10 protein-coding genes are annotated in these 17676 nt (G+C 60.8%); 7 read left to right on the top strand and 3 right to left on the bottom strand.

All coding sequences use genetic code 11. The annotated features are described in order from the left end of the window. The first annotated feature begins 120 nt into the window (after positions 1-120). Positions 121-1086 (top strand): queuosine 5'-phosphate N-glycosylase/hydrolase, encoded by a 966-nt coding sequence (locus NET03_RS06425; RefSeq protein WP_252128073.1) that lies wholly within the window; start codon positions 121-123, stop codon positions 1084-1086. Here NET03_RS06425 and solA read toward each other — a convergent pair. Continuing rightward, positions 1080-2216, bottom strand: a complete 1137-nt coding sequence (gene solA, locus NET03_RS06420; RefSeq protein ID WP_252128072.1) for an N-methyl-L-tryptophan oxidase — start codon at positions 2214-2216, stop codon at positions 1080-1082. The two genes, NET03_RS06425 and solA, sit on opposite strands and share 7 nt — an antisense overlap. Positions 2217-4636: 2420 nt before the next feature. Between solA and NET03_RS06415 the strand changes: the two genes are divergently transcribed. Next, on the top strand, positions 4637-6478 hold the full coding sequence (locus NET03_RS06415; RefSeq protein WP_252128071.1) for a heavy metal translocating P-type ATPase: 1842 nt from the start codon (positions 4637-4639) through the stop codon (positions 6476-6478). Between the two features lie 23 nt (positions 6479-6501). Next, entirely contained in the window at positions 6502-7716 is a 1215-nt protein-coding gene (gene glgA, locus NET03_RS06410) for a glycogen synthase (protein ID WP_252128070.1), read from the top strand. Positions 7717-7727: 11 nt separating this feature from the next. Here the strand turns inward: glgA and serA are convergent, their stop codons facing one another. Next, positions 7728-9941: a phosphoglycerate dehydrogenase gene (serA, locus tag NET03_RS06405; RefSeq protein WP_252128069.1), complete on the bottom strand. Its 2214-nt coding sequence runs from the start codon at positions 9939-9941 to the stop codon at positions 7728-7730. Positions 9942-10455: 514 nt separating this feature from the next. Here serA and NET03_RS06400 point away from each other — a divergent pair. From NET03_RS06400 to NET03_RS06390, 3 genes are all read left to right on the top strand, one after another. Further along, positions 10456-12162 (top strand): FAD-binding protein, encoded by a 1707-nt coding sequence (locus tag NET03_RS06400; protein WP_252128068.1) that lies wholly within the window; start codon positions 10456-10458, stop codon positions 12160-12162. 1018 nt (positions 12163-13180) lie between these two features. Beyond that, complete coding sequence (locus NET03_RS06395; protein ID WP_252128067.1) at positions 13181-14218, top strand: thiamine pyrophosphate-dependent dehydrogenase E1 component subunit alpha; 1038 nt, start codon at positions 13181-13183, stop codon at positions 14216-14218. Next, positions 14215-15234 (top strand): alpha-ketoacid dehydrogenase subunit beta, encoded by a 1020-nt coding sequence (locus NET03_RS06390; protein ID WP_252128066.1) that lies wholly within the window; start codon positions 14215-14217, stop codon positions 15232-15234. Before NET03_RS06395 ends, NET03_RS06390 begins: the two co-directional genes overlap by 4 nt. Before the next feature lie 78 nt (positions 15235-15312). On the opposite strand, the gene NET03_RS13800 is transcribed toward NET03_RS06390, so the two are convergent. Continuing rightward, on the bottom strand, positions 15313-16185 hold the full coding sequence (locus NET03_RS13800) for a universal stress protein (RefSeq protein WP_252128065.1): 873 nt from the start codon (positions 16183-16185) through the stop codon (positions 15313-15315). 186 nt (positions 16186-16371) lie between these two features. On the opposite strand from NET03_RS13800, the gene NET03_RS06380 reads away from it, so the two are divergent. Further along, positions 16372-17433, top strand: coding sequence for an Ldh family oxidoreductase (locus NET03_RS06380; RefSeq protein WP_252128064.1), 1062 nt, complete (start codon positions 16372-16374; stop codon positions 17431-17433). Positions 17434-17676 lie beyond the last annotated feature (243 nt).

Below are 17676 nucleotides of genomic sequence, written 5' to 3'. Positions count from 1 at the left end.
CCTATCCTCACCCGGTATGGTGCTGCCAGTATACTCAACCGGGTTCGGCCCTCGCGTAGCCGAATCCTCCCAGAAGTACGCTCGCTCGTTGGCAATCCGACAGGATGCGCAGCCGTGTCGATGACCGCTGATCCACTTGGAGTACGCGCCGCTGCTCAGCAAGTCCTCTCCAGCGCCCGGTGGGTACGCCTCCATCCCGAGGGTCTTGACAGGCTTGCTTCTCTGCTGCCCCATCCGCTTCCCGATCTCCCGGACTGGGATCATCCCCTGCATTGGCGCGGTACTCCCGACCAGACTGCCAACTATGTTCTCCTCCTCGATGCCCTCAATTTCTGCTTTTGGGGAGAACCACGTTGGCGCGTCTCCTACGCCGGGACATGGCACGACGGTTACTGGGCACTGACCGCCGCGCTCCGCCGCGCGCTCGATGCCGGCCTCCCCCTCTACGACCCTTCCTTCCTGTCCCAACTCACCGATAGCCAGATCGCCGACCTCTTCGCTGGTGACGGTACCATCCCTCTTCTGGAATGGCGCATCGCACACATCCGTGAAGTCGCTCACGGTCTGTCCAACGCCTCTGCCGGCACCTTTGCAACGCTCATCCGCCAAGCTCGTCGCCGTGCCACGCAACTCGTCAGGCTCGTCGTCCAGGTCTTCCCCTCGTTTGATGATGTCGCAACTTATGGCACCCTACGCGTGCCCTTCTATAAGCGCGCCCAACTCCTCTGCAGCGACCTCGCGGGTGCTTTCCAGGGGCAGGATCTCGGTCACTTCGACGATCTCGAGGCACTCACAGCCTTCGCCGACTACAAACTCCCCCAGGTTCTCCGCTATTACGGTGCCCTCGAGTATCATCCCCAGCTCGCCGCCCGCATCGATGCACGACAAGAACTCCCCGCAGGCTCCCCCGAGGAAGTCGAGATCCGTGCCGCAACGATTTGCGCAGTCGATGAACTTCTTGCTCGCCGCCGTGCCGCTGGATACCACGCTGCAGCATGGCAGGTCGATTGGGTACTGTGGAAACTTGGGCAGGCACTCCCACCCCATGCGCCGCCCTACCACCGTACCCGCACCCGGTACTACTGAGTCGTCCCGAAGCGATCTTTTCGCAAGAAACCGATGGGCAATCTCGTCCCACCCTCCAATGCAAGCTCGGCCAGCGCTTCGCCGATCGTGGGAGCGAACTTGAATCCATGCCCTGAAAACCCGCACGCGAACACCACCTGAGGCCATCGCGGATGCCGATCGACGATGAAATGCGCATCTGGCGTCATCGTATAAAGGCAGGTCACACTCATCAGCACAGAACCTGCTGCACCCGGCACGTATCGTTCAAGGATGCTCGTCATCCACCGAACTTCCTCATTACTTACCGTGCGCCGCGCTGTTTCTGGCGTGCACGGCTCGCCGCTGTCGTGCCGACCGAATTTGACACCCTGCTCGGGCAACAACGGAAAGCCATAGTACTCCCCCTCCGGCACGTCCAGGAGAAAGATCGGGAGTCGGTCGGGTGTACACAGCTCTGGCTGATGCGGCAGGACATGCACCACCAAGACACGCCGAACCGTCAGCGGCAACCCGAGCTCGCTCAGCACCACCGGAGCCCATGGCCCAGCAGTGATCACCACACGTTCGGCGAGAAGCCGTTCCCCATCGGCCTCGACAAATACTCCGTCTCCCTCCGCACCAAATGACCGCACAGCAACCCCGAAACGCAGCTCCGCGCCGTGACGCGTTGCATCCTCAGAGAACGCACGCCAACACTCCTCTGCAAAGAGAATTCCTGCTCTTCCCTCCACAAGCGCCACAAACTCCCCAGGAACCGCCAGCGCCGGAAAGCGTTGTCCTGCCTGCTCGGCGTCCAGGAGTTCGTGTGGTAAGCCGTGGCGCAACGCACTCTCCCGCGCGCCAGTGATGAATGGACTATCAGGGCGGCCGATGCTGACGCCGCCAGTGATCCGCAAGAGCGGCCGACCTGTCCGCTCTGCAAGTTCCTGCCACAGCACATATGCCCGCTGAACCAATGGGACATACTCCGGCGACTCAAAATATGCTTCACGGATAATCCGCGTCTTCCCATGTGATGACCCTTGTGCGTGGAAGGGTGCATGCTGTTCGAGTCCCAATACACGCACACCACGCCGCGCTAAGGCCGCAGCTGCCGCGGAGCCCATGATTCCCAGACCAACAACGATCACGTCCCATCGTTTTTCCACCGTCGGACTCCTTCCGGTCACCGCCCACGTTACCTCGCAAACGATTGTCGCATGTTCCAGCACCTTCATTGTGGTTCACGCATGTGCACATCGTAGAAGATTGACTCCGTCACCGTAGTCGGGATCGTGGAGAATGGGGAAAGTTGGAAAAAGCGCATGGAGAAGCCGAGATAGGCACTCACGCGCTGTGGATGAGTTGCCTGCTCCTTGAAACCACTGTGGGGAAGCCTGCTGCTATCTTGGCACCTCCGCTTTTCTCTCCACCCGCTGTCCTCACGGTCCAGCATACCTGCCCACATGTCTCCTACTTGTGGTGTGGACAACCGCAGTGACTTATCCACACCCGCTGCACCGTTTCTCCACAACCAGGCTGACTCCCGCTCCTGCGCAGTGCCTCAGAGGCACGGGGCAACGCGATGACGGTTGTGCTCACCGCCCGGATTGATCGCATCGGCACGATCATCTGCTAGTCATGGTGAACCGCGTTCCGGCGGAGCGAGCGCTGTCGTCCGCTATCTGTGTCTCCACAACGCTGGAAGTCGCCTCCGTCCTAATACAAGGACGCTTGCCCTCACCTTCTGCGTGGTTGATGGAGATTCATGAGGTGGTCGGGGGATCTTTCCGTGACTCGCCTGCGCCGTCAGGTCGCCTTCCAACGAGCGAGGGATGCGAACAGATACGGACTGGAGTTTGTGTCGTCACAATACCAAACCACTTGTCGCGGTCACCAGTAACAAGGGAGAGGCGCGATGAATATCCAGGATCTGCGGTCAGGCTTTCGTGGCAAGATACGTCCCGCAAGGCCGCTCATGCCCGATGCAGAGGCTCGTAACTGGCTTCGCAAACAACGCGTCCTGCACGTTGCCACGATCGACGAGGATGGCTGGCCATACGTCATCCTTTTGGTCTTCGTCTATCCGGGCATACCGGTGCCGGGGATGGCCACTTCTTGCGCAATATCCGTTGCCATCTGGTGCTATGTGTCGAAGCATCCGAAATCGGTCCGCTGCATCCCGGACGACCGTCTGCTTGCAATTCCGCCCTCGTCTACACGAGCGTCATCACCTGGGGACGCGTGCGGATGGTGAAAGGTCAGCCGACCAGGATCTGGTTCTTCGACCGGCTTATCCAAAAGTATGGAGACTCTACCCTCGTTGAGCCTGGGTATCCCTTCCTTGATCGGTGTGTCCTGTAGGAAATTCCCATCGAGCTTCTCACAGGCAAGCGCAGCGAGGGTCTGCGACACTGAAAGAGAGCAGTGCCGAGCCCTTGGCAACGCGCAGCGCAGGCTTGGCACGAAGCTTCAGACGGGACAAGCAGCGAGCAAGAGTCATGGCCAATGTGTAATGCGACCGAAGGCGACGCAGAGAGGCGTGGATCGGTGGCGAACTGAGGCTTCTACGTGAAGAACGTCGCCGCCCCTTTCCCCTCTGGGGAGTTGGTCGCGCCCATCGCCGTGCTGCCGAAGAGGTAACACGCAGTTGGACCCCTACATGGAGTCGGATCCTCAGATCCTTGCTACACGACGCCCAAGGCCAACAGCGCGTGAGCTTCATCCCACCTACGACCTCGCACGGCCGTCACTGGGAAAAACCGACCCATCCAACTCCCGGCTCAGTGTCCGACCATTCCCTTGACTGCGTCGACACCGGCACGAGCTCCGCCGAAGGGAGGCAGCAAAGCCGAGGGCGACCCGGTCCTCGCCCCGTTTCCAGTCCAAATCTTCGGCCAGAGAAACACTTGTCCTCTGGCGTCACAAAATGCGACGGGGTAGGCGTGCTCGTGCTGCGGTGAAAAACTCGTTCTGGTCAGGACGACCGCGGGGTAATCAACCGTCTTTTGCCGCGACTGTCCGCTTTCTGCACAGTGCTCTCGCGCATTACTATGCATGGCATCACGGCCGACAGGGTTGACGTTCCCTCACTAGCCGGGGTACACTACGCGCGTTGCAAATAGGACTCATTCTCATTTTCGAAATGAGGTTGAAAGTGCAGTTGTCACGTGAATCGGTCCAGTGTGAAGCAGTCCTCCAACAACTCCTCTCTGAACCACACATCGCGGCGGTCACCTGGGATCCTCAGCGGTCCCAACTCGTGGTTCGCTTCCGCCCAACAGCAGACAGGAAAGCACTTCGCGCCACTGCTGTACGCGCTGCCGAGGTGCTCAGGCAACACCAAGACGGAATCAGGACACACCCCTGTCCGTGCTGTGACAATGGGCGGCAGTCGGTTGACGTTGCCAATGGGGTGGGATCGCCCGAGGACTTGTTGACTCTGGTCGTACCAGTGAGACCATCTGCTCACACGCGCAGCCCTGCAGAGGAGGAGCGTGTCCTGTGGTGGCGTCAGCACGGACTCCTCCTGAGTACCGCGGCAACAGCTCTGCTGTTACTGGCCGCTTGGTTGGCGGACCGGACGGGGATGCCACACTGGCTGGCTATCGCGCTCTACGTAGCTGCCTATGTTGCCGGAGGTGCGTACGCCTCGTATCGAGCGCTCCTTGCCCTGGGTCAGCGCACGGTCGATATTGACCTTTTGATGATCTTGGCAGCGGCAGGGGCTGCTCTCCTTGACGCGTGGGCTGAAGGTGGCATCTTGCTCTTCCTTTTCTCCCTTGGGAACGCACTGGAGCACTACGCACTCGGTCGGACGCATCGCGCAGTGCGAGCTCTTCTTTCATTGCGTCCCGATACCGCCCTCGTTGTGAGAGGGGACCACGAGGAGTTCGTGCCGGTCGAGGAGTTGGTACCGGGGGACGAAGTGATTGTCAAACCGGGCGAGCGCATTCCGATCGACGGCACAGTGGTAGCGGGTGACTCTAGCGTCGATCAGTCCGCCATTACTGGCGAGTCACTACCGGTCCACAAGCGCCCAGGTGATCCCGTCTTCAGCGGGACCCTCAACACAAGTGGTCTCCTGCGCATCCGCGTCGATCGCTCGGTGCACGAGAGCACGCTTGCCCGCATCATCCGTATCGTCGAGGAAGCGCGAGAGCAGAAATCGCGTGCCCAGCGCTTCGCTGAAGCCTTTCAAGGGAAATACGCGGTTGGCGTCATCGTTGCTTCGACCATCGCCTTCCTCGTGCCGGTCGCACTCGGTGCTCCTCCTGCCGACAGCTTCTACCGTGCAATGACCCTGTTGGTGGCGGCTTCGCCCTGTGCTTTGGTGATCTCGACACCTGCATCGATCCTTTCAGCGCTGGCCAACGCTGCGCGGCATGGTGTCCTCTTCAAGGGGGCGCTTCAGCTGGAAACGATTGGTGTCGTGGATGCAATTGTCTTCGACAAGACCGGGACGCTCACCGTTGGCAAGCCACGCCTCACAGAGATTGTGCCAGCCGAAGGCGTTGACCCGGTTGAGGCGTTGCGGCTCATCGCGCCGGTGGAGTATCGCTCTGAACACCCGCTTGGCCTCGCCGTTGTGGCACATGCGGAGGCGATCGGCGCTTTCGACCGTGCCCTCGTCGACCGCGTTGAGTCGCTGACGGCCCTGCCGGGTCGTGGGGTTCGGGCCGAGCTTGCTGGCTCGACCGTCCTCGTGGGGAATGAGCTTCTGCTCGAAGAGCATGGAGTGTCGATCCCCCCGAGCCTGCGAGACACAGCGACGGAACTTCGCGAGCGTGCCCGAACTGCAGTCTACGCAGTGGTGGATGGACGTGTGCTCGCGGTGTTCGGCATTGCCGATGTCGTGCGTCCGGTGGCTCGAGATGTCATAGACCAACTCCGCGGGCTTGGTCTGCGCCGTCTGATCATGCTGACGGGTGACAACGAACGCGCAGCGCGGGCGATCGCTCGCGAGGTGGGTCTCGACGAGTGGCGAGCTGGACTTCTCCCAGAGGACAAAGTTGCCGTCGTCCGTGAGCTGCAAGCGGCCGGCTTGCGCGTCGCGGTCGTCGGGGACGGCGTCAACGATGCCCCAGCGCTGGCAGCGGCTGACGTTGGCATTGCGATGGGGGCTGCTGGAACGGATGTCGCGCTCGAAACAGCGGACGTGGTGTTGATGAGCGACGATCTCGCGAAGTTGCCCTACGCGGTGCAACTCTCGCGCGCTGCACGACGGATCATTGTCCAGAATCTCGCCATCGCCCTTGGCGTCATTATCGTGCTCGTGGCGAGTATTCTGCTTCGCGGTGTCCCCTTGCCGCTGGCAGTTGTCGGACATGAGGGGAGTACGATTGTTGTGGTGCTCAACGGATTGCGCCTCCTGGCTTACCGCACTCCGGCGCTGAGACGTGGTGAGGTACCTGCCGGGGCCACGGCGTGATACGATCCCGGCAAGGGGAACGAATGAGCAGTATGGTCCGGAAAGTTCTTGTCCTGACGAACGAATATCCACCGCATGTGTACGGTGGAGCTGGTGTCCACGTTGAGTATCTGACCCGGGAACTCGCCCGGGAGATCGTGGTGGAAGTGCGTTGTTTCGGCGCCCAAGAAGTCGAGCAGCCCAATCTGCGGGTACGCGGGTATGGCGGTTGGGACGAAATTCGCCGCGGTGGGGACCGGCGTCACTGGCCCGCGCTCGACGCGCTGTCCCGAAACCTTCTCATGGTACGAGACCCGATTGACGCCGACGTCATCCACGCCCATACCTGGTACACCGACTTGGCAGCGCTTTGGGGTCGATTCCTCTGGGAACGTCCATACGTCCTCACCATTCACTCGTTGGAACCGCTTCGTCCTTGGAAGGCCGAGCAGCTTGGCACGGCCTACCGTTTAAGTTCTTGGATGGAGCAGGTCGCAATTGAGTCGGCCGATGCGATCATCGCCGTGTCGGCAGCGACACGGGCGGACGTGCTCCGTTTCTTCACTGTGCCTCCCGAGCGTGTGCACGTCATCCACAACGGCATCGATACGGAACTTTATCGCAAGACCGAGGAGACCAGCGCCCTCGAGCGTGCTGGCGTCGATCTCAGGTATCCCTCTGTCCTCTTCGTCGGACGCATCACGCGCCAGAAGGGGATTCTCCATCTGCTTGACGCCGTCCCATACCTCGCACCGGATGTGCAGATTGTCTTGCTGGCTGGACAGCCAGATACACCAGAGCTGGCGCGCGCGTTGGAGTCCCGCGTTGCTGAACTCCGTCAACAACGCGGGGGTATTGTCTGGATCCCAGAAATGCTCCCGCGCACCGAGGTCGTCCAGTTCTACTCGCACGCGACCGTCTTCTGCTGCCCATCGATTTATGAGCCGTTCGGTTTAATCAACCTCGAAGCCATGGCCTGCGAGTGCCCAGTCGTCGCCTCCGATGTCGGAGGGATCCCCGAAGTGGTGGTTGACGGCGAGACTGGTCTCCTCGTCCACCTCGAAATCGATCCGGTGACCGGCGAGCCGATCGATCCGCTTGGCTACGCCCGGGCACTGGCCGAAGCGATCCAACGAATTGTCGACGATCCGGAGCTCCGCGACCGGCTCGGACGGAATGGGCGCACCCGTGTGGAGCAACAGTTCAGTTGGGCAGTCATTGCCCGGCGTACCCTTGAGCTCTACCGACGCCTGGTGTGAAGCTTCGTCCTTCAGCGATCAACTGGAACAGCCGGCGTGATGACAGGCGGTTCGACCGGCTCCGGCAGCGACACGACATACGCAGTCCAGACGTCCGGTATCTGCAGGATCTCGTTCAGCGCGGCCTCAGGGATCGGGTCATCAACATTCAGCACCATGATCGCTTCACCGCCTCGCTGACGCCGGCCAACCTGCATTCCTGCAATGTTCACGTCATACCGTCCAAGAATCGTCCCGATGCGGCCAATAATCCCCGGTCGATCTCGGTGGTGCGTGATGAGCATGTGGCCGGCGAGCGGCCGTTCGAGCGAGAAGCGATCAACCTCCATGATGCCGGCTGTCCGGTGATCCCAACGCACCATCACATGGTGTGGCGGATCGCCGTCCACCTCAAAATTGAACTCTGGCACCGTGGAGGCTCCCGTATCGAACCGCACGTCGACAAAGAGGTGGAGCTCCTGCGCCACGAGTCGCGCATTGACTGGCGTGACACGGCGCACTGTCCAGCGACGGAGCGCTGACGCCAGCGCGACAGCAGTCACGTGCTCGGCGATATCCGGTGCCACCTGGCCATGAACCGTCACCTCGAATGTTGAAGGTCGCGACGGTTGCAAGACGGCAATCAAGTGTCCAGCGGCTTCTGCGACTTGGGTCAGTCGGAGAAGTTCGGGCGCGTGGAGCGATGCAGCTGGCAAGTTCACGGCATTCGGCACAATCTCACCGCGCAGCGCCGCGAGCGTCGTTGTGGCAATGATTTCCCCTACGGCCTGGAGTGCCTCACGGCTTGAGCCGCCAATATGTGGCGTGACGACGACATTTGGCAGACCGAAAAGAGGACTTTCGTGCGCCGGTTCCTCTGGGAACACATCCACACCGGCCGCCGCCACGTGGCCGCTCTTGAGCGCTTCAGCCAAAGCATGAACGTCGACGACCTCACCACGGGCGCAGTTGATGACAATGACCCCTCGCTTCAGGCGTGCGATCGCTCGCGCATCCAGCATATGGCGTGTCTCGGGCGTTGCCGGTACGTGAAAGGTGACGATATCACTGTGTTCAAGCAGCGTCTCGTAGTCCACCGGCTCAACGCCGAGCTGCGCAAAGCGCTCTCGGGTGACGTACGGGTCATAGCCGAGCAGCCGCACCTCGAAGGCGCGCAGTCGTTGCGCAACGACGGAGCCGACCCGTCCGAGGCCGACAATACCGACCGTCTTCCCCTTTAAGTCGAACGGCCGGAACCGTTTCCGCTCCCAGCGACCTGCGTGTGTGGTGGCATTGGCCTCGATCAGGCACCGCGAGATGGCCAAGATAAGCGCGATGGTATGTTCCCCAGCCGATACTGCATTCGCCCCCGGGGCATTGAGCACCAAGATTCCCGCTTCAGTCGCTGCCTGGAGATCGATGTTGTCGACGCCGGTACCAGCCCGAGCAACGACTCGTAGCCGTGGCGCATGGGCCAGGAGTTCACGTGTCACCTGGGTTTCAGAGCGGACGATCAACGCGTCGGCATCGCGTAAAGCAGCGTACAGCGCTTCTTTGTTCCGACCGTCCACTTCGATCACATCAGCCTCGGCGGCTAGCCGCTCGCGCGCCCGTTGATCAATCACATCGCTCACTACAATGCGCCGTCGCCGCGGAAGTGTTCCGTCTCCGGACACGACCGGCAACGATGCACCCGCAAGGCGGAGGATCGCCTGGACTGCAGCGGTGAGATCGGGAACACGCACCACAAACGGCGATTCTCCAGCTGGGGCGGGCTCACTCGTGAGGAGAAAGCAGGTGATACCAGCCTCCGCGTATCGCGTCGCGTGACGCAGGCTATCCTCAATCGCGTGCGTCACGCCGAGTTCGCGGGCGGCTGCGACTTTGTCCTCAGTGAAGACAATCCGGCATGGCGGAAAACCATGACGCTGTAGCCACTCTTCGGTCGTGGCCTGTGAGCGATCCGGCCGTGCTGTAATGATGGTCACGCGGTCGTTTCCCAGCACCTGCAAGAGCTGCCGCAAAAGCTGCGGCGCATTTGGTGCTGGATCAAGCAACGCTGCGGGGCCACCTGGACCGTAGACCCAAAGCCGTACAGCCTCAGGGACGTTGCAGCCGTGCGAATCCACAAATGCGTGATCTGGAAGCTGCATCCCGAGTGCCCGGTTGGCCGCCTGGGCGAGCGGCGCCGGATGCTCGGTGAGGACACCATCAAGATCGAGAGCGAGTCGTATGAGCCGTTCCATTGTTCCCCTCCGGTTCACATCTCAGAACGTTCGACGGATACGTGACGGTCGTTCCCCACCCAGCTGAACTGGATCCGGGACGACCGGAACCGGAGGGACTACTGGAGCCGCGACCGCTACCCGAACCGGAACCAGAACCGACTCCCACCGCCGCGGTGCAGAAGGTGACAACGTGCCCGGCTCGCGTGGTGGTGTATTGGTCCATTGTTGCCACTACCTCCCTCAATTCGGGTCTCGGCGCGTTTCCGCCCACATACACTCACTGTAGTATACGGCTGTCGCCGACGGTGGCAAGAGCGACGTTTCGAGATTTCGGACGGAGAGGTGCAGCTCGCTGAGTTGCCTCGTCGCTCCGATGGCGCAGTCCCAACCCTGCCGCACTGGACGACAATAGGGGCTTTCAGCACTCGGCGCTTGTTGTCATCAACTCCTCTGATTGATGAACCAGAACCACAGTACTAAAATCTCCTTCACGCGTCAACCGACGACCTCGTCTTCGGCAGGGGGTGTCGCTATGCCGCATTTCGATTACCAGACGGATGTCCTCATTGTTGGGACCGGTGGTGCGGGACTTGTTGGTGCACTCGTTGTCAAAGAGCATGGATTCGAGCCGCTGGTCATCGAGAAGACCAACGTCGTCGGTGGCACGACTGCCTGGTCCGGAGGCGGCCTCTGGATCCCCAACAATCCGGTGAGCCGAAGAGCCGGATTACAAGACTCGTTTGAGGCGGCACTTCGGTATATGGATGAGGTAATTGGCGATGTCGGGCCAGCGTCATCGCCGGAACGTCGGCGCGCTTTCCTCGAGTACGGACCGCAGATGGTCGAGTTTCTCGAGCGCTTAGGCTTCCGCTGGCGTCCTTCGTTGGGCTATCCCGACTACTATCCAGAGAAGCCTGGTGGCTCAACCTTTGGTCGCTCAATCGAGGGAGCGATTTTCGATGGGCGGCAGCTTGGGCCATGGTTGCCTCGTCTCCACCGTTATCCAAACCTTCCCAGCGTACCCCTCTATACCAACGAGGCGTCCAAGTTCGCGCTTGTTCTTCGCACGCCGGCCGGCGCAGCGACTGCTGCGCGCGTCCTCTGGCGTCTTGTGTCCTATCGCCTGCGTGGTCGCGTCCCGCTGACACTTGGTGCCTCACTTGTCGGGCAGTTGTTACAACTGTGTCTCCAACGGAGTATCCCAATCTGGCTCGAGAGTCCACTGGAGGGCCTCCTTGTCGAGGGGGACCGGGTCGTCGGTGCCGTCGTCCGCCACCAGGGCCGCACGGTGCGCGTGCGAGCGCGTGGTGGCGTGCTCCTCGCTGCTGGTGGCTTCGCCCACAACCCGGAGATGCGGGAGCGGTATCATCCACACCCGATCACGACCGACTGGACAAGCGCCGCGCCGAGCGATACCGGCGACGCGATCCGTGCCGCACAGGCCATCGGTGCTGCCGTTGAGCTTCTCGATGATGCCTGGTGGGGACCGACGGCAATTCTGCCAAACGGTCGACCGCTCTTCGTCCTGTGGGAGCGATCCTTCCCCTTTGGCATCATCGTCGATTCCAGCGGCCAGCGCTTCATGAACGAGTCGGCTTCCTACGTCGACTGTGGCCATTGGCAGTACGAACGTCATCGCACGGTTCCGGCCATCCCTGCCTGGTTGATCATCGACTCCAAACATCGACGTTTTTACCCGTTTGGGTTTGTACCGCCGATCGTCACCCCCCGCTCTATGACTGGACCGCAATTCCTTGTCCGCGCCCAGACCCTGCACGAACTCGCTGCGCGCTGTGGCATCGATCCTGTGGGGCTCCAGCGAACGGTCGAGCGTTTTAATCGCATGGCGATCGCTGGTAAGGATGAGGATTTTCACCGTGGAGACAGCGCTTATGATCGCTTCTATGGTGACCCACGTGTCCGACCTAACCCGAACCTGGGTCCCTTGGATCGACCGCCGTTCTACGCTACAGCGATCTATCCTGGAGACCTCGGGACGAAAGGAGGACTGCTCACCGATGAGTGGGCGCGTGTTCTCCGAGAGGATGGACACCCGATACCCGGGCTGTATGCGGCTGGAAACACCACGGCCTCAGTCATGGGACGGACCTATCCCGGACCAGGCTCGACGATCGGTCCAGCCTGCACCTTCGCCTACATTGGCATGCTGCATGCGGTGCAAGAGCTGACGGCGGCGTTCACCCAGAATGGAGGGGAGCATTCCCGCGATGGGTATTAAAAGCCGAATCCCGCTCTCCACCCCCTGTAAACGGAGTGGAATCCGGGTTGCCAATAGAACAAAAGAAGGGTGACATCAAACTCTCCGATGCCCTGCTGCTCTGAGCCACCTCTGCTCTGTGCCGCTAACGACGGAGGGTACGCACAGGACTTGTTCACTCTGTGCTGCCTCTCGATCTTCCTCAGAGCTTGACCAGTCCGGGTAAAGCGCTTTAGCGGATTCTCCGAGAGCGCCGTTCACTGCCTGACTAAACAACGCGATGCAATGGCCTACACGGCTCGGGAGACGGTTGCCGTTCTTCTCTCGCACGCATGACTCCTGGTGCGCCTGTGCGATAGTCTCCCACCATGCACTGAAGGACCCATTGAGCATCTCGATTCCCTTGTTCCTGCCTCTACTCGATCGACGACCAGCGGGCCTGAGACACAGAGGGAGGTTCCTGCCCGACACCGCTTTTCGCTCGTGTGCTCGGGAGTGACGCCAAACGCTTCTGTCTCGCAGAGCAACGCATGACATGCCTTGGTTCGAAGAGGGCTGGGCATGACTTCCGTCGTTCGAAAAAGACCAAAGTGAGAGCGACGGCTCGGACGGATTCTCCAGGAGCATCCCCTGCTTGTGCCCACCCATAGGTGACGGGAGTCACCTGCCCAGCATGGCGCGCTTTCCTCTCGATTGGAGCATGCTGCTGAACTCTTTTGGGTTTGGCGACCGAGGAGTCCTGTACGTAGTGACGGGGGTGGAGAACGCTGATGTAGCCTGGAGCGGCGAACTGTCTGCCGCCGATGCGAACGGATACCGGCACTGCTGACTGTGTAATCGGAGAGCCACATTTGGGTCAGGTGATCGCTGCTGCCTGTCATGGTGCTCGCTGTGCTGAAGAAAGAGGTGGCGTTGCACGCCGGTACACTGCGATGGTCTCGCATGCGGCGGATCTTGACAGGTGAGCAGAACTCTCCTAGTCTGGAAAGTGGTGATCTCCCACATGGGACGGGCCGCGGTACAGTGAGGGAGGTGCGGCATGTGGAAGCCTGAACCGAGTCTCGCTGACCTGCGGTACACCGTGGAGAAGGCAGGTTTGACGCCTGAGACGCTTCTCACGGCGTACCGGCAAATGTGCCTCATCCGCTCGTTTGAGGAGACAATCGCCGACCGTTACTACATTGGGAAGACGCCTCAGTTCAACATGGCAGCGGGACCGATCCGCGGAGAGATGCACCTCGCTGTGGGGCAGGAAGCGGTTGCGGTCGGGCTCGGCATGCATCTTCGAGATGCTGACGTCGTAGTGAGCACACATCGTCCCCACCATCATGCGTTGGCAAAAGGGGTTCCGGCTGACAAGCTAGCCGCAGAGATTTTTGGGAAGGTGACGGGCCTCTGCCGCGGGAAAGGCGGGCACATGCATCTGTTTGATGCAGAACATCGCTTCTCCTGCAGTGGGATCGTCGGGGCGTCGTTTCCACAGGCGGCTGGTGCTGCTTTCGCTTTTCGTCACCGCGGCGAGCCTTATGTTGCTGTCGCGTTTGCTGGGGAGGGTGCTGCGAACCACGGAACCCTGGCGGAGACGCTCAATGCCGCAGTACTCTGGATGCTGCCGCTTGTGATTGTGATTGAAGACAACATGTACGCCGACTCCACGCCAAAGTGGCAAGCGCTCGCCCAGCCGCATCAGTTCCAGCGTGCGCTGGGTTTCAATGTGCCGACCTACCTCGTCGATGGGATGGATCTCATCGACGTGTGGCGCGCTGCCAAGGAGGCTATCGAACGCGCTCGCGCTGGCTACGGACCGAGTTTCATCGAGGCGGTCTGTTACCGATACCGCGGCCACTTTGAGGGGGATGCCGAGGAATATCGGACGCGTGAAGAAGTGGAGCGCTGGCGTCAGCTCGATCCAATCCCGCGTCTGGGCGAGTGCCTCAAGCGGCTCGGCTGGGCTGACGATGCGACGTTGGAGCGGCTCCGCCGCGAGGCCGAAGAAGAAGTCGCACGTGCCATTGCCTTCGCAGAGCAGAGTCCGCTGCCGGATCCTCAGGAAGCATTGGTGGGGGTGTTCCGATGACCAGGACAATGAAGGGTATCGCCTTCGCGATTGCTGAGGCGATTGATCAGGAAATGACTGAACGCTCCGACATCGTTGTGCTCGGTGAGGACGTAACGTACTGGGGCGCGGTGTTCGGCTTCACCATGGGACTGCACCAGAAGTATGGGCGTGATCGGGTCATCGACACGCCGATCACCGAACAAACGTTCTTCGGTATGGCTTGCGGTGCTGCTTCGGTCGGCATGCATCCAGTCGTCTCACTGATGTTTGTTGACTTTCTGGGTGCTGGCTTTGACCAGATGTACAACCACATCGCCAAGAACCACTACATGTCCGGTGGGCAGTTCGCCATGCCGGTGACCATCCTGACGGCGATCGGGGGCGGATACGGCGATGCAGCTCAGCACTCACAAGTGCTGTATGGGCTCTTTGCCCATGTCCCTGGCTTTAAGGTTGTGGTGCCGGCGACTGCCTACGATGCAAAAGGGTTGACGATCAGCGCTCTGCGTGATCCCAACCCGGTCGTGATCTTTGGCCACAAGCTGCTCACTGGTCTTCCGTTCCTGCCGTTTGAGGGGCAGGAAGAAGAAGTGCCAGAAGAGCGCTACACGGTTGAGTTCGGGAAAGCTGCTATCCGTCGTGAGGGAAGCGATCTCACGATGATCGCAGCCGGGCTTATGGTTCACCGCTGCCTGCGCGCTGCCGACGAGCTCGCCCGTGACGGGATCTCGGCGGAGGTGATCGACCTCCGGACACTGGTTCCGCTCGACTCTGAGACGCTCGTTGCCTCAGCACGTAAGACGGGGCGGGTCTTGATTGTCGACGAGGACTATCGGAGCTACGGGATGACCGGTGAGGTGGCCTTCCACGTCCAGGCTGGTGCGCTGGATGCGCTCAAGACCCCAATTCGCCGCCTGGCAGTTCCCGATGTTCCGATTCCGTTCTCCGAGCCGCTCGAGCGAACCGTTATACCCAGCGTCGAGCAGATCGTCGCAGAAGCCAGGGCGCTGTTGGCAGCAGGTGCTCGAGCTTAATCAGAGCGCGCAGCGAATAGTTAACAGTCGCCCTGGGGAAGACCCAGGGCGACGTGCTGCTTGTTTGTTGGACGCTGTTTATGCTTGGGCCGCTTCGGGCGGCCGAATCAAGAGTAGTGGTACCGTTCCTTCACGCAGCAGACGCTCAGCCACGCTTCCAAAGACAACCCGGCTCAGTCCACTTCGCCCGTGTGTCGCCATGACGACGATATCGGGCTGGCGCTCACGCTCGAAGGCAAGCAGTTGCTCTGGCGCGATCCCTTCCAAGACGTGCGTGTCAACTCGCAGTCCCTCACTGCGCAGGCGTTCAGCGAGTTCGTTGACGTAGCTCGTAGCCGTCTCCACCAGCTGTTGTGCCAGCTGGTTGAGGACTTCTGCCGAGGTGGGGGCGCCTGCAGGTACGCTGAGCAGACTGTAGATCTCCGGTGTCTCTGCAACGCGGACGAGGTGGATCATTGCGTCGAAGCGGCGGGCGAGTTCCGTCGCGTATGGCACTGCTGCCTCGGCGAGGGGGGATCCGTCTACCGGAAGCAGGATGGATCGGATAACTCCTGGCTCACGCTGCGGCATTGAGGAGCGGATGAGTAATACCGGGACGCCAGCATTGCGTACCACACGATCTGCGACGCTCCCGAAGAGCCAGCGCCCAATGCCACTACGTCCGTGGGTGGTCATGGTAATCATCGGCTCAGGGAGTTCCAACACCAGATCCGCGATCTCGGCAGCAGGATCACCGTAGCGCACAACGATCTCGGTTGCTAACCCAGTCTCCTGCGCGATGCGGGCGAGGTAGTCACGTGCGTCGGCCGCCACCTCGGCCGGCGCGTCAATGTCGACGACCCGCACCAGATACAGCCGCGTGCCAAATTTTTCAGCGAGCGCCTTCCCGTAGGGCACTGCGGCCGCTGCGAGTTCGGAGCCGTCAAGCGGTACGACCACTGTCCCGATCACGCCTTCCCCCTTCCCTCGATACCTATCAATTCCCCACGCACCCGAGTCTCGTCATCTCTACCCAGTCTTTCTACCCGTCGCCGTTGAGACAGTTCCAGCATAACATGTAGTTGCATCCCTGTCACGAGTTTTCTGCGTTATCATGCGCGTGCGTCGGATTGGCCGATGGCGTGGAGGAGGAAAGACGTGACCGTACGGATCCCGGTCGAGGAACTTCAGCGATTTGTTGCCACCATCTTCGAGCGTGCTGGACTCACTGGAGAGGATGCTGCGATCAGCGCTGAGATCCTGGTGGCCGCGGATGTACGCGGCTTTGATTCCCATGGAATTGCCCGACTGGACTACTATGTGCGGCGCCTCGAAGCTGGGGCGATCAATCTCCGCCCGCACTTCCGGGCGATCGCCGAGACGTCTTCGACAGTCGCCTTTGATGCCGACAATGGTATGGGCTTTCCCAGCGCGTATCGTGCCATGCGACGCTGTCTGGAGAAGGCGCGCGAGAGCGGGATCTGCCTTGCGACAGTGCGCCGCAGCAACCACTATGGCATCGCCGGCTACTACGCAACGATGGCACTTCGAGAGCCGGGGATGATCGGTGTTTCCATGACGAATGCGACGCCGCTGGTTGTGCCACCTCATGCCCAGGACGCGTACCTGAGTACTGCACCAATTGCTTTCGCTATTCCTGCTGGAAAAGAGCGGCCTCTGGTCTTCGATGGGGCAACAAGCACCGTCGCTTGGGGGAAGATTGAGATTGCACGCCGCAATCGGGAACCGATTCCCCTTGGCTGGGCGCTGGATGCCGAAGGTCGGCCAACCACCGATCCGTTTGCTGCACGCTACCTCACACCGCTCGGCGCCTTCCCGGAGCTCCGCAGTCACAAGGGGTATGCACTAGCGCTACTGATTGAAGTACTCTGTGGGCAGCTGGCGGGTGGCCCTTGGGCCAAGTATGTCGGTGGGTCACGTTCCGAAACGATCGGCCCCTCAGGCACAGGACACGCCTTTTTGGCTATCCGGGTCGATGTCTTTCGGCCGCTCGAGGAGTTTCTCGCGGAAATGGACGACATGCTTGGTCAGCTGCGGCGAGCCAAGCCGGCTGAGGGTGCGGAGCGGGTATTGGTCCCCGGAGACCTCGAGTTTGAGACAGAGCAAGAACGGCTGGCGCAGGGAATTCCTGTGCATCCAGAAGTACTGGAGCGACTTCTGGAGATCGCACGGGGGTATGATGTCGTGTTGCCGCTGTAATTCTCGGCCGTCCAGTCAGCTCTGTTCAATGTGCCTTGGAAGGCGAAAGTGAGAATGGAGTTACCAGTCCTCTACTTGGAGCGGATGAGTACCATGAATATTCCCGTGACGAAGAATACTGACCAAAACCAGGTGATGCTGTGGCGCTCGACTTTTCAATGAAGCCGCGCAAATTTGGTTCCTCCAGATACTGAAATGCAGCGTTGCAGGCGTTGTCACTCAGCCAGATAGCCAGCAGCAGCG

It is taken from the genome of Thermomicrobium sp. CFH 73360, from assembly GCF_023806465.1.
In the GTDB taxonomy this organism is placed as follows: domain Bacteria; phylum Chloroflexota; class Chloroflexia; order Thermomicrobiales; family Thermomicrobiaceae; genus Thermomicrobium.
This window is presented reverse-complemented; position numbering and strand designations above follow the sequence as displayed.

Coding starts and splice junctions, on each gene's coding strand:
- NET03_RS06400 (WP_252128068.1), top strand. CDS start 10,456: ATGCCGCATTTCGATTACCAGACGGATGTCCTCATTGTTGGGACCGGT.
- NET03_RS06390 (WP_252128066.1), top strand. CDS start 14,215: ATGACCAGGACAATGAAGGGTATCGCCTTCGCGATTGCTGAGGCGATT.
- NET03_RS06415 (WP_252128071.1), top strand. CDS start 4,637: ATGCCACACTGGCTGGCTATCGCGCTCTACGTAGCTGCCTATGTTGCC.
- NET03_RS06395 (WP_252128067.1), top strand. CDS start 13,181: ATGTGGAAGCCTGAACCGAGTCTCGCTGACCTGCGGTACACCGTGGAG.
- NET03_RS06425 (WP_252128073.1), top strand. CDS start 121: ATGACCGCTGATCCACTTGGAGTACGCGCCGCTGCTCAGCAAGTCCTC.
- serA (WP_252128069.1), bottom strand. CDS start 9,941: ATGGAACGGCTCATACGACTCGCTCTCGATCTTGATGGTGTCCTCACC.
- glgA (WP_252128070.1), top strand. CDS start 6,502: ATGAGCAGTATGGTCCGGAAAGTTCTTGTCCTGACGAACGAATATCCA.